The sequence below is a fragment of the Bradyrhizobium sp. genome (assembly GCF_047605465.1).
GTDB lineage: Bacteria > Pseudomonadota > Alphaproteobacteria > Rhizobiales > Xanthobacteraceae > Bradyrhizobium.
The window spans coordinates 198,631-210,873 of the sequence record NZ_JASGFS010000003.1; the positions used below are offsets into that span (position 1 = coordinate 198,631).

Consider the following 12,243-nt stretch of genomic DNA (forward strand, 5'->3'; position numbering starts at 1 on the left):
CCGCACTGCATCCCCAGCCACAAATCCGCACCAAAGCCCCGCAACCGCGACTTAGATTTTCGCTCCACGACGCTCCGCCTTTCGCGAACGCAGGAGAGTCTCGTTCGGAGACTCCCCGTACGTCTTGCGATAGATCTCGCTAAACCGACCAAGGTGGTTGAAGCCGACGCCGAAGGCGAGTTCGGTGACTGACGTGGAAGAGCCGCCGGCGATCAATCGGTCTCGGACGCGTTGCAATCGGATCTCCCTTAGATATTTTGAGGGTGTCGTCGATTTCCAGGTCCGAAATGCCGCTTGCAGAGCGCGAACGCTGACGCCCATTTCTGCAGCGATGTCCAAAACCGTGATTGGAGACTCGGCGCTTTCGCGAATGAACTGCTCGGCCTTGCGCAGAATCCGTGGTGAGGGATCGCGAACCTCGCGTTGCAGCTCCGCACTGTAGTTGCTGGGCTGGTGTTGCAGGAGAAACGACAGGAGATATTCGTCCAGCAGTCGGCGCGGGCGCAGCTCGTGGCGATCGGGTGGCGAGCCGGCTGCCAGCATGCCCAGGATATGACTCCAGCCTTGCTCAAGATCGTCGGGGAACGGACGGAAGTCGAAGCGCACCGGCTCGTCGATGGGATGTCCAAGCCAGCGCGAACAGACATTCTCCAGTAGCGTCGTGTCGAGGCGGACCGAGGTCTGGGTGAAGTCCCCAGCAAATTGGATGCGAGTTTCCTTCCCAGCGGAAAACAGCAACGTCTGACCCGCCCTCCATGAGGCCGATTGACCGTCTTGTTGGGCGCATCCGCGTCCCCCGGTCGAGCGGATCGCCAGAAAAAGATCGTCGAACTGGCCGGCATCGACGGTCACCGGCGCCGCATAGGAGAGATGGACGAGGGGCTGAGGCCCGGGCTGGATGATCTCCAGCACCGAGTCGATGCCGGCAGCGCGGCCTGTCACGCTGATCGAGTGTGGGCAATAGACCTTGCTGACGGCCTCGATGGCCTCATCGACATTCCGCGTACGCATTCTCAGTTGTCTCGCAACAGACGCACCCGGCAGGTTTCCGTAAACAGGCTAACAGCTCGGCATCGTTTGTCGAGACGCCGCCGCGCAGATTCTTGCGTGTTCCGGATAATCCTGCGCAAAGCGGATAGACGCTCAGCTGCCGGTCCATATGCTTTGGGCCGCCTGCATTCAGATACTTGAAGCTTAAAATATCAGCGCGCAGCCGAAGGCCGATGGGCGTTCGGTGCCAAGGGGGACGCATGCTCGTGCCAGAGAACGACGAGGCCGGCCGGACCATCGATCGCCTGGAGACCGCATTATGGCGGCGCCAGATCGATCGCCGCAGATTTGTGCAGCTCGCGGTCGCTTCGGGATTGAGCGCGATTGCTGCGGATGCGTTCGCGCAAGATGCATCCGCCATTCAGGAGAATCAACGCAAGCGCGCCGAAAACCTCAAGAGCACCTACGACTATATCGTTTGTGGTGCGGGTTCGAGCGGCAGCGTCGTGGCTCGCCGTCTCGCGCAGGATACCAGCAAACAGATCCTGCTGCTGGAAGCGGGGGGCACCGATGACAGTCCGAGCATCCTGGCTCCGCTGCAATGGTACATGAACATCGGGAGCGAACGCGACTGGGGTTATATGACCGAACCCAGCCCGTCCCTGAACGGCCGCTCGATCGCGATGCCGATGGGCAAGGCGCTCGGCGGCGGCAGCAGCATCAATGCCATGGTCTGGGCCCGCGGTCACAAGAACGACTTCGATGGCTGGGCTGCGGTGGCGAAGGATCCGAAATGGTCCTACGAGCATGTGCTCGGCATCTACCGCAAAATCGAGGACTGGCAGGGAGCGCCCGACGAGAAGCGCAGAGGCAAGGGCGGACCGGTCTGGGTGGCGCCGGCGAAAGATCCAAGCCCGCTGGCGCCGGCGATGGTCAAGGCGGCAGACTCGATCGGCATCACCGCCTATGAGGACCAGAACGGCGCCATGATGGAGGGTGTCGGCGGTTGCGCGGTCGCCAATCTCCGAATCCGCGATGGTCGCCGCGTCAACGTTCCCGCCAGCTATCTTCATCCGGTGATGGCGCAGCCGAACCTGACCGTGCTGACCGGTGCACAGGTGAACCGTGTCGTGCTCAGCGGTAAGAAGGCGACCGGCGTCGAGTTCATCTTGAACGGCACCGTCCGCAAGATCGATGCGAGCCGCGAGGTCATCCTCTCGATGGGCGCGATCCAGACGCCGCACGTGCTGATGCTGTCCGGCATCGGCGATCAGGCCGAGCTCAAACGGGTCGGCATCGACGCGCTCCATCATCTCCCGGGCGTCGGGCAGAATTTTCAGGACCATACGATGATCGGCGGATGCGTGTGGGAGCCCAACGAGGCCCTGCCGGCACGCAACAACTCGGCCGAGGCAACCTTCTTCTGGAAGAGCGATTCGAGCATCCCGACGCCCGATCTTCAGCCTTTCCTGATCGAGATTCCCTACGTCAGTGAGGTGACCGGCCCGCAGTTCAAGCCGCCCGCGTCCTGCTGGTCGATCGCACCCGGGATCGTACGGCCGAAGAGCCGCGGATATCTCAAGCTTCGATCGAACAGGCCCGCCGATAAGATAGCGGTCTTCGCGAATGCCCTGCAGGAGAAGTCCGATGTCGATGTTCTGATCCGCGGCATCGAACTGGTGCGCGAACTCGGCAATTCCGCGGTCATGAAGCCGTTCGTCAAGCGGGAGGTGATCCCCGGACCGATGAAGGGCGCGGACCTCGAGAACTTCGTCCGCGACGGCGCCGTGTCCTATTTTCACGCGACGTGCACCTGCCGGATGGGGCACGACGACATGGCGGTCGTCGACAACAATCTGAAAGTCCACGGCATCGACAACCTGCGCATCGCCGACGGCTCGATCATGCCGGACGTGACGACGGGCAACACGATGGCGCCCTGCGTCATCATCGGCGAGCGGCTCGCCGAAATTCTGGCGACGGCCTGACGAACATCATCACGGAGACAAGATCACATGAACAAGCATGCAGCCGTTCCGTCCACCGGTCTCGAGAGATCCTATGGTGCCTTCATCAACGGGGAATTCCGGAGCGTTGGGAGCAGCACGTTCCCGGCGATCAATCCGGCGACCGGCGAGCATCTGTCCGACATCGCGCGCTGTGGCGCAGCCGAGATAGATCTTGCCGTCAAGGCGGCGCAGGCGGCTTTCAAATCATGGTCGAAGACCACCTACGAACAACGCTCGCAATTGCTGTTCAAGCTTGCCGATGCGGTCGAGGCGGACCTGCCCCGGCTGGCCATGATCGATGCCCTCGACATCGGGCGGACCTTGTTCGAGACGACCCTGGATCATCGCTTCGCCATCGGACAATATCGCTTCTTCGCCGCAGCCATCATCAGCTTCGAGGATTTCGGGAAGCCGATCCCCGGCGGCTATTTCATCGCCCGGCGCCAGCCGATCGGCGTTTGCGGCCAGATCATTCCCTGGAACGTGCCGGCGATCATGGCGGCTTTCAAGCTGGCGCCGGCGCTTGCCGCCGGCAATACGGTCGTCCTGAAGCCGGATGAAAACGCTTCGCTGTCGACGCTGGAGCTCTGCAAGCACATCGCAAAGATATTCCCGCCCGGCGTCGTTAACGTCGTGCCAGGCATGGGCGAGGAGGCCGGCGCATCACTGACCGCGCATCGCGGTGTCGCAAAGCTCGCATTCACTGGCAGCAGCGAGGTGGGCCGCATTGTCTCTGCGGCCGGCGCGCAGCGGCTGGTCCCGGTTTCACTCGAACTCGGTGGCAAGAGTCCCAACATCGTGTTTCCCGATGTCGACAATCTCGATGCTGTTGTGGACAACGCTGCGTTCGCAGGAACCTATTGCAACGGACAATCATGTCTCGCCGGCACCCGGCTCTTCGTGCACGACGACATCTACAACGCCTTCATGGACAAGCTCACCGCGGGCTTCGCGCGCGTGAAGATCGGTTCGCCGATCGAAGACGGTACCAAGCTGAGCTGCCTGATCTCCAAGACCCAAGGGGAGAAGGTGCTCAGCTACATCGATGTCGGCAAGGGCGAAGGCGCCAACCTCGTCACCGGGGGTGGACGTGCGTCAATTCCGGGCAACGAGCACGGCTATTTCATTCAGCCGACCGTGTTTGAGGCGAAGAACAGCATGAGGATCGCCCAGGAAGAAATCTTCGGCCCGGTGATCTCGGTGATCCGTTGGAAGGACTACGACACCATGATCGAGGAGGCCAATGACGTGCGGTATGGCCTCGCCTCCGGCATCTACACGTCCAATCTGAGCAATGCGATGAAGACGGCGGAGCGGCTGGAAGCCGGTTCAGTCTGGATCAACCAGTATTTCAATCTGGTCGATGGTACGCCATTCGGCGGCTACAAGGAGAGTGGTATCGGGCGCGAATATTGCCGCGACACGCTCAACCTGTATTCGCATCTGAAATCCGTCACCATGGCGTACGATCTCCCGCCACAGTGGTATCTTGCCTGAGGAAAGTCGCGCGGCCAGCTAAGCTGTGCTGGTATTGGAGAGTTTGTCGTTCGATGAAAATGGTCCAATGACTGCGAGCTTTTTCGCAGTGTGAAGAGTCGCTGGAAGATTACTTCGAACTCGTGCGATCAAACCCTGCTGGCCGATAGACCGTTTCGACCTGAACGGCGCCGATCGCGCTCGACCCATAGTCGTCATTCTGCTTGGCGGGCGTCACCTGGAGCGATCGCCGCCATAGAAGGCTTGAGGATAGGGAACACCGCCGAGCACGAGGGTCGCTTCCTCGGCCCAGCGTACGACCTCAACGCCGATCGCCGCGAACTTGTCGGCCTTTAATTCGTTCTCGTCCGCGGTGATCGCGATCGAGCCGCAAACCTTGCCCTCATTCCCCCACACGGGGGCCGCGACCGAGTTGACGCCTTTCCGAAAACCGCTTTCGGATGTTGCGTAGCGGCGTTGCCTGAGAGCGGCGATGCGATCGGCAAGATCGGATATGACCAGGCCCTTGAATTCGACGTTGTCGCGGGTTGCCGGCGCGCCGAGCTTTTCAAGATCCTCCGGCGGGAGGAAGGCGACGATCGCCATGCCGGCCGCCGTGGCGGCAATCGGCACGCTCGTGCCGAGCTCCGATGTGTAGGTCAATCCCTTCGGCCCTTCGACCTTGTCGAAGTACGTCACGAACGGCGCGTTGTTCAGAATAAAGTACGCGGTGTAGCCGGTCGAATGTGCGGCGTGCCGCAAAATGGGATGGACCGCGCGCCGATAGACGTTATCGCGCAGAACCTGCGCGCCCATCTCCCACATCATCAGGGTTGCGCGATATTTGCGGGATTTGACGATCTGTTCAGCGTAGCCGAGCTTGACCAATGCCCCCAGCAATCGCTGCACTGCGCTCAGATTCATATCGATGCTGCGCGACAACTCAGTGATGCCGATCGGCTCACGCGCAACGCAGAGGGCTTCCAGAAGCCTTAGCCCTTTCGTCAGCGTTGTGCTCATCCGATCCTCCTGACGAATATCATATATCGACAATCCTATAAAATGATTCTGGTTGCAATCTCATATTTTGACGTATTAATATCCTATATCGAACATAACATGTCGTTATTCGATATATAAGATCGGAACGAGTTGATGGACAAGGACGCCGCTGGCGCTTGGGAGCTGCCCGGACACTTCGTCATGCTGCGCGACACCATTCGCCGGTTCATGAACGACGAGGTTCGCCCGGTTGAGGAGCGCCAGCCGCACGACTGCTACGCTCTTCCCGCCGCCGAACTGGAGGCGTTGCGTACCAAGGCGCGAGCGGCCGGTCTCTGGTGCATGGCCTCGCCCGAGCAGTATGGCGGCGGGGGGCTCGGTCTTCTCGGTCAAGTCATCGTCGCCGAAGAGGCCGCCAAATGCCGGATGGGCGCGTATGTGCCCGCGTGCGGGGCCTTCGGCATCGATCCACCTTCGGTCATCTGGCTGGGAAGTGATGCGCAGCGCGAAAAATACGGCGTCGCGGGCATTCAGGGCGGCAAGAAGAATTTCGTTGCGATCTCCGAAGCGTCGGGCGGATCGGATCCGGCCCGCACGATCCAGACGCGGGCTCAGCGGCGTGGCGACCGTTACGTCGTCAACGGGACCAAGCTGTGGATCACCGGCGCCGACAAGGCGGATTGGGGTATCGTGTTCGCGCGCACAGAAGCGGCGAAGGGTGACGGCATCACCGCATTCATCGTCGATCGCGACACGCCGGGCATCACCTGCCGTGAGATCGGGGTTATCCGATCCTATGCGCCGTACGAAGTGACGTTCGAAGACGTCGAGGTCCCCGAGGCCAATCGTCTGGGCGACGAAGGCCAGGGCTTTGCGATCTGTCAGAAGTGGCTGGTCCATGCGCGCGTGCCCTACGCCGCGGGCGTGATCGGGATCGCGCAAGCGGCGCTGGACATTGCGATCGATTGGGCGCGTCAGCGCAACGTCCACAAGTCGTATCTTTCCGACAAGCAGGCCATTCAGTGGATGGTCGCGGACAGCGAGATGGAGCTACGTGCGGCGCGTTTGTTGACCTGGCAGGCTGCCTGGCACGGCGATCTTGGTCGCGACATCAAGACCGACGCCTCTATCGCCAAGGTGGTCGCGACCGAGACGGCCGGACGCGTCATCGATCGCTGCGTTCAGATCCTTGGCGCCATGGGCGTTGCCCGCGAGATGCCGCTGGAGCGCTGGTATCGCGAACTTCGCATCAAGCGTATCGGCGAGGGGCCCTCCGAGGTTCACCGCATGGTGCTGGCGCGCCAGCTTCTCAAGAGGTGATCCGTGTCGATCGACTTCGAGCTCAACGAGGGCGTGGCACTCATCACGATCAACCGGCCGGAGCGCGCCAATGCGCTCGATGCCGAGCATTACGCGGCTCTGTCCGCGGCGTGGACCCGCGTCCGTGACGATGACGCCGTGCGTGCGGCTGTCATCACCGGGGCCGGCGAAAAGGTGTTCAGCGCGGGGGCGGACCTGAAGTCGTGGATCGGACGCAAGCGAAAGCTGTCCGATCACTGGCTGACCCAGAAGGACGCGCTGTTGAATCGCGGCCTCGAAATCTGGAAGCCGGTCATTGCCGCGATCAACGGCGCTTGCGTCGGCGGCGGCATGACCTTGATGCTCGCGACCGATCTGCGCGTCGCGGTGAAGGGCGCGCGGTTCGGCTTGGCGGAAGTCAAGCGCGGCATCATCGCCGCCAATGGCGGCACGCAGCGGATCGTCAAGCAGCTTCCCTACGCGGTGGCGATGGAGATGCTGCTGCTCGGCGAGGAGATCGATGCCGAGACCGCGCAACGCTGGGGCCTCGTCAATCGCGTGGTGGAGCGGGACGCCCTGATTCCGACCGCCATGGAGTTTGCCGCCCGCATCAGCCGCAATGCGCCGCTCGCCGTGCAGGCGGCCAAGGAACTCGCGGTCCGGTCCTACGAATTGCCTTTGTCGGACGGGTTGCGGCTTGAGCAATACGTCAATCTCGTGCTCCAGGGCTCCGAAGATACCCAGCGCGCCAAGGATGCGTTTGCCGCCAAGCGCCAGCCTGCTTTCGAGGGAAATTGATCGTGCCTGCCGTACCCGGTCTTGCGCCTCTGCCGTTGAGCGGTCTCCGCGTTCTCGATCTCACCCAGATCTACAACGGACCGTACGCGACCTTCCTCATGGCCATGGCAGGCGCGGAGGTCATCAAGATCGAGCCGATTGGGGGCGAATATCTGCGCCGTCGCGATGGACGGGCCGGCGCCTTCATGCCGTTCGCCATGCTCAACGGCTGCAAGAAATCGATCTCGCTCAATCTGAAATCCGACAGGGGCCGGGAAATCTTCCTCTCGCTCGTGGAGGGCGCAGACGTGGTTGCCGAGAACTATTCGCCGGGCGTGATGGATCGTCTCGGCATCGGCTATGACGTCCTGCGTCAGCGTAATCCGCGGATCGTGCTCGCCTCCGGGTCCGGCTACGGCCAGGACGGCGGCTATCGCAACCTGATGGCGATGGATCTGACCGTGCAGGCGATGTCGGGCGTGATGAGCGTGACCGGCTATCCCGACGGGCCGCCGACCAAGGCCGGTGCGGCCCTGTGCGATTTCTTCGGCGGCGTGCACCTCTACGGTGCCATCGTCACCGCCTTGTATCGGCGGTCGCAGACGGGCGAAGGCGGCCGGGTCGATGTCGCAATGCTCGATGCGGTCTACCCGGCGATGGCCTCCAATATCGGCATGCTCTACGGCGAGCGTGACGATATTCCCCCACGGACCGGCAACCGCCACGGCGGGCTGTCGCTGTGTCCTTACAATGTCTACCCAGCCGCTGACGGCTACATCGCCATCATCTGCAACAACGACAAGCATTGGCAGGGCCTTCTGGCCGCGATGGGACGCAGCGACTTCGCGCAGGATCCGCGGGTGCGAACCATGGCCGATCGCGTCGCCAACATGGATTTCGTCGACGCCATGGTCGCGGACTTCACCCGCACCCTGGCCAAGGCGGAATTGTCACCGGTGCTCCTGAACAACAAGGTGCCGTTCGCCCCGGTGCGCGATCTGCCGGAAGTCATGCAGGATCCGGTGCTCCATGAGCGCGGCACTCTGTTTGACGTCGATCATCCGACCTATGGCCGTCTCACGCTGCACGGTTCGGCACTTCGCTTTTCCGACACCGAGACGCAACCCTATAGCTGCTCTCCCGATTATGGCCGCGACAATGCCGAGATCTACGGCGCGCTTGGCCTCGACGCCGCGGACGTCGCACGGCTGCGCGACGAAGGGACGATCTGATGCAGGGCAAGGTCGCCATCGCCGGCGTCGGCAACACGTCCTACGGCAAGCATCCGGGGCGCGACAAGGTCGACCTGATCGTCGAAGCCGCACGCGAGGCGATCGGCGACGCAGGGATCGCCAAGGACGAAATCGATGGCGTGTTCGTCAAGATCGCCAATGCGGCGCCGACCGTCCTCTACGGGCAGAAGGTGTCCGAGGCACTTGGGTTGCAGCCGACCATCGGCTGTGCCCTCGACCAGGGCGGCGCGGCGAATGTCGGCCTCATCACCTACGCGGCACTGGCGATCGAAGCCGGCATCATTCGAAATGCGCTGATCTGCTATGGCGACACCGCCCGCACCGGCAGTCACGCGGTCTACCACCGTCCGCGCGGCGACGATGCCATCATGGGATGGTATTCCACTGCGGCCGGCTACGCGATGATCCACCAGGCCTATCGTCAGCGCTACGCGACGCGCGATGAATATTTCGGCGCGGTGGCGGTCGCTGCACGCGATCACGGCGCCCGCAACCCGAAGGCGCAACTGCGCAAGCCGCTCACGATGGATGAGTACCTTGCGGGCTCCTATGTTGTCGAACCGATGCGGCGCGATGACATGTGCCTGCTGTCGGACGGCGGCGCGGCGATCCTTCTGACCAGCGCGGGCGAGGCGAAGCGACGCCGCAACGTGCGGGCGGTGCCGATCCTGGGCGTCGGCCAGGCGCAGGAAAGCTGGGAGGTGCATTTGCGCCCCGATCTGCTCAGCACGCGCGCCGCCGACAGCGCCGAGATGGCGTTCAGGCGGGCGGGCGTTCGCCGCGACGAGATCAGTTTTGCGCAGCTCTATGACTGCTTCACGGTGACGGTTTTGCAGACGATCGAGGACTATGGCTTGACCCCGCGCGGCCAGGCCGGCGCCAGGGCGCTTGACGAGGGGCTCGGCGTCGACGGCTGGCTGCCGTTCAACACCTCCGGTGGATTGCTGTCGGAGAGCGGAACGCCCGGGCTGCAGCTGATCATCGAGGCCGCCCGGCAGTTGCGCGGCGAGGCTCATGTCCAGGTGAAGGCGCGGCGCTACGGGCTCGTCTCCAATCAGGGGGGATCGATGCACACCCATGCGACGCTGATACTGGGAGCTGCAGGATGAGCGTTCCCGAAATCATCGAGACCACAGTCACGGCGCCCTACTGGCAGGCACTGTCGGCCGGCCGGCTCGACTTTCAGCATTGTCGCGCCTGCGGCCACGGCTGGCTGCCGGCCCGCGCGCACTGCCCCGCATGCCTGAGCGACGACTGCGAATGGCGCCCTGCGTCCGGCAAGGGGCGGATCGTCTCCTGGGTCGTGTATCACATGGCCTATGCGCCGCATCTGGCGGAGCGCGTGCCCTACAACGTCACGATCGTCGAACTCGCGGAAGGGCCGCGGCTGATGACGAACATCATCGATCATCCGGACGGGCGAGGCCTCAGCGTCGAGGCGCCGGTCGAATTGGTGATCGAGACCGATTTCGGACGCGCGCTGCCGCGCTTCCGGCTGACGAACGCCTGAGCTTTTCGGGGGAACGCTCCCGATCGAATCTGCCGGGCAGCGGATCATCGCCGCCCGGCAACATGACGAAACGCACTGTCCGGGGCCGCTGGCCCGGCGCATGGTAGGAAGGACCAAGCTCCATGTCCCAATCGAACGAGAAGAACGGCGCCGAGATCATCCTGGATCACCTGATCGGGCAGAAGGTGCCATACATGATCGGTGTGTGCGGTCATGGCGACGTCGGGCTGATGGACGCGGCCCTGGATCGCAAGGAGCGCTTCGGAACCATCTCGGTCCATAACGAGCAGACCGCTGGCTTCATGGCCGACGCCTATTACCGCGTGAGCCGCCAGCCGCTCGCGACCTTCACGTCGGTCGGGCCCGGTTCGATCTCCATCCAGGTGGCAATCGCCAATGCGATGTTCGACAGCTCTGCCGTGTTTGCCATCACCGGTAACATTCCGACCCAGCAGTTCAACCGCATGCCATTTCAGGAGATCGGGACGCACTATCAGGCGGATTTTCCGTCGGCGATGCGGCCGTATGTGAAGCGCTCGTTCCAGGCCACGCGCGCGGACATGCTGCCATCGATGATGCGCCACGCCTATTCTGCCATGATGTCGGGAAAGATCGGCCCGGTTCATCTCGATGTGCCTCTCAACGTGTTCAACGAGACGACCTCCGAAACTCCGGAGTTCTCGGAAGAGTGGCGCGAGAACGTCAGCCAGAAACCCGCGGCCGATCCGGCCTCGCTGGCGCGCGCGATCGAGATGCTGCTGAAGGCGGAGCGGCCGGTCATCATCGCAGGCAACGGTGCGCTCGGCGAGCGTATCGAGGACGATCTCATCAAGCTCGCCCGCATGCTGCATATCCCGGTCGCTTCGACCGCGCAGGGCAAGGGTGTCATCGACGAGACCGATCCGCTCTGTCTCGGGCCGCTGGGTCGTGACGGCGTCTATCCGTCCAATCGCGCGACCCGCGGCTGCGATGTCGTCCTTGCGCTCGGGACCCGTTTCGGGGATCGCTCCTCATCATCGTGGCGGCCTGGCGCGACACACAACATCCCGCCGCAGAAGCTGATCCACGTCGACATCGACCCGAACCAGTTCGGCCGCAACTATCCGCCGGCGCTCGGCATCGTCGCCTCGGCCAGGACCTTCGTGCAGCAATTGCTGGCGGCGCTTGCCGACCGGCAGAACGACGTCGCCCGCTCGATCGAATCGCGCAAGAGCTGGAGTGAGGGCTGGCAGGGCTGGAAGCGGCAGTGGGACCTCGATGTCTATGCAGGCGCCAACCGCGGCGACGTGCCGATTCATCCCGACCGAATCCTCGGTGAGCTCACCAAGGCGCTGCCGCATGACGCGATCATCGCCGCTGACATCGGCATGAACCACACCTGGATCGTGCAGCAGTGGCGCGTGCGCAGCGGCGGCGTGCTGGTACAATCCGGCGGCCTCGCATCGATGGGCATGGGCGTTTGCGGCGCGCTCGGCGCCAAACTTGCGGCACCCGACAAGGTCGTGGTGTCGTTCTCCGGCGATGGCGGGTTCATGATGCACGCCAATGCGGTGGCGACCGCCGTCGAGTACGGCCTCCCGGTGATCTGGGTGGTCATGAACAATTGCGGCTACGTGTCGATCCGCGATCTGCAACGTGGATTCTACGGCCGGGAGTATGCGACCCGCTTCCGCATCGAGAAGACCGGTGAGCTGCACTCGACCGACTACGCGATGATGGCCCGCTCCATGGGGGCCGATGGGGTCCGTGTTGATCATCCGGATCAGCTGGGCGCCGCCTTGCAGGCGGCCATCGCCAGCGGCCGTCCGACCGTGCTTGACGTTCGCACCGAACCCGACGTGAAGCGGCTCACCACCGCGGTGCTCGACTTCCCCCCGTTGCTCGGCTCCGCGCCGAACTACGATCCCGATCCGGTGCGCTGACGGAG

Annotated in this window: 10 protein-coding genes; 8 read left to right on the top strand and 2 right to left on the bottom strand. The window is 63.1% G+C overall.

Annotation, left to right across the window (positions count from 1 at the left end):
- Positions 1-51: 51 nt before the first annotated feature.
- Positions 52-1,011, bottom strand: coding sequence for an AraC family transcriptional regulator (locus QM712_RS04695; RefSeq protein WP_415021877.1), 960 nt, complete (start codon positions 1,009-1,011; stop codon positions 52-54).
- Between the two features lie 239 nt (positions 1,012-1,250).
- Between QM712_RS04695 and QM712_RS04700 the strand changes: the two genes are divergently transcribed.
- Together QM712_RS04700 and QM712_RS04705 are read left to right on the top strand one after the other, a co-directional pair.
- Positions 1,251-2,978 carry a GMC family oxidoreductase gene (locus tag QM712_RS04700; RefSeq protein WP_415021878.1) on the top strand — a complete coding sequence of 576 codons (1,728 nt, stop codon included), beginning with the start codon at positions 1,251-1,253 and terminating at the stop codon, positions 2,976-2,978.
- A gap of 27 nt (positions 2,979-3,005) precedes the next feature.
- The gene (locus QM712_RS04705) at positions 3,006-4,496 is read left to right on the top strand and encodes an aldehyde dehydrogenase family protein (protein WP_415021879.1); all 1,491 of its coding nucleotides are present in this window, start codon (positions 3,006-3,008) and stop codon (positions 4,494-4,496) included.
- 213 nt (positions 4,497-4,709) lie between these two features.
- Here the strand turns inward: QM712_RS04705 and QM712_RS04710 are convergent, their stop codons facing one another.
- Positions 4,710-5,495 carry an IclR family transcriptional regulator gene (locus QM712_RS04710; RefSeq protein WP_415021880.1) on the bottom strand — a complete coding sequence of 262 codons (786 nt, stop codon included), beginning with the start codon at positions 5,493-5,495 and terminating at the stop codon, positions 4,710-4,712.
- Positions 5,496-5,630: 135 nt separating this feature from the next.
- Here QM712_RS04710 and QM712_RS04715 point away from each other — a divergent pair, with 135 nt between their 5' ends.
- The 6 genes from QM712_RS04715 to QM712_RS04740 all read left to right on the top strand — a co-directional run bounded on the left by QM712_RS04715 (position 5,631) and on the right by QM712_RS04740 (position 12,238).
- Entirely contained in the window at positions 5,631-6,797 is a 1,167-nt protein-coding gene (locus QM712_RS04715; protein WP_415021881.1) for an acyl-CoA dehydrogenase family protein, read from the top strand.
- A 3-nt stretch (positions 6,798-6,800) separates the two neighbouring features.
- Positions 6,801-7,574, top strand: a complete 774-nt coding sequence (locus QM712_RS04720; RefSeq protein ID WP_415021882.1) for an enoyl-CoA hydratase/isomerase family protein — start codon at positions 6,801-6,803, stop codon at positions 7,572-7,574.
- Positions 7,575-7,576: 2 nt separating this feature from the next.
- A complete protein-coding gene (locus tag QM712_RS04725) occupies positions 7,577-8,785 on the top strand; it encodes a CaiB/BaiF CoA transferase family protein (RefSeq protein ID WP_415021883.1) in 1,209 nt (402 codons plus the stop codon).
- On the top strand, positions 8,785-9,915 hold the full coding sequence (locus QM712_RS04730) for a thiolase family protein (protein WP_415021884.1): 1,131 nt from the start codon (positions 8,785-8,787) through the stop codon (positions 9,913-9,915). The genes QM712_RS04725 and QM712_RS04730 overlap by 1 nt, the downstream gene beginning before the upstream one ends.
- Positions 9,912-10,316, top strand: a complete 405-nt coding sequence (locus tag QM712_RS04735) for a Zn-ribbon domain-containing OB-fold protein (RefSeq protein ID WP_415021885.1) — start codon at positions 9,912-9,914, stop codon at positions 10,314-10,316. Before QM712_RS04730 ends, QM712_RS04735 begins: the two co-directional genes overlap by 4 nt.
- A gap of 122 nt (positions 10,317-10,438) precedes the next feature.
- Positions 10,439-12,238: a thiamine pyrophosphate-binding protein gene (locus QM712_RS04740; RefSeq protein ID WP_415021886.1), complete on the top strand. Its 1,800-nt coding sequence runs from the start codon at positions 10,439-10,441 to the stop codon at positions 12,236-12,238.
- Positions 12,239-12,243: the final 5 nt, after the last annotated feature.

Coding starts and splice junctions, on each gene's coding strand:
- QM712_RS04730 (WP_415021884.1), top strand. CDS start 8,785: ATGCAGGGCAAGGTCGCCATCGCCGGCGTCGGCAACACGTCCTACGGC.
- QM712_RS04695 (WP_415021877.1), bottom strand. CDS start 1,011: ATGCGTACGCGGAATGTCGATGAGGCCATCGAGGCCGTCAGCAAGGTC.
- QM712_RS04715 (WP_415021881.1), top strand. CDS start 5,631: ATGGACAAGGACGCCGCTGGCGCTTGGGAGCTGCCCGGACACTTCGTC.
- QM712_RS04735 (WP_415021885.1), top strand. CDS start 9,912: ATGAGCGTTCCCGAAATCATCGAGACCACAGTCACGGCGCCCTACTGG.
- QM712_RS04705 (WP_415021879.1), top strand. CDS start 3,006: ATGAACAAGCATGCAGCCGTTCCGTCCACCGGTCTCGAGAGATCCTAT.
- QM712_RS04710 (WP_415021880.1), bottom strand. CDS start 5,495: ATGAGCACAACGCTGACGAAAGGGCTAAGGCTTCTGGAAGCCCTCTGC.
- QM712_RS04700 (WP_415021878.1), top strand. CDS start 1,251: ATGCTCGTGCCAGAGAACGACGAGGCCGGCCGGACCATCGATCGCCTG.
- QM712_RS04740 (WP_415021886.1), top strand. CDS start 10,439: ATGTCCCAATCGAACGAGAAGAACGGCGCCGAGATCATCCTGGATCAC.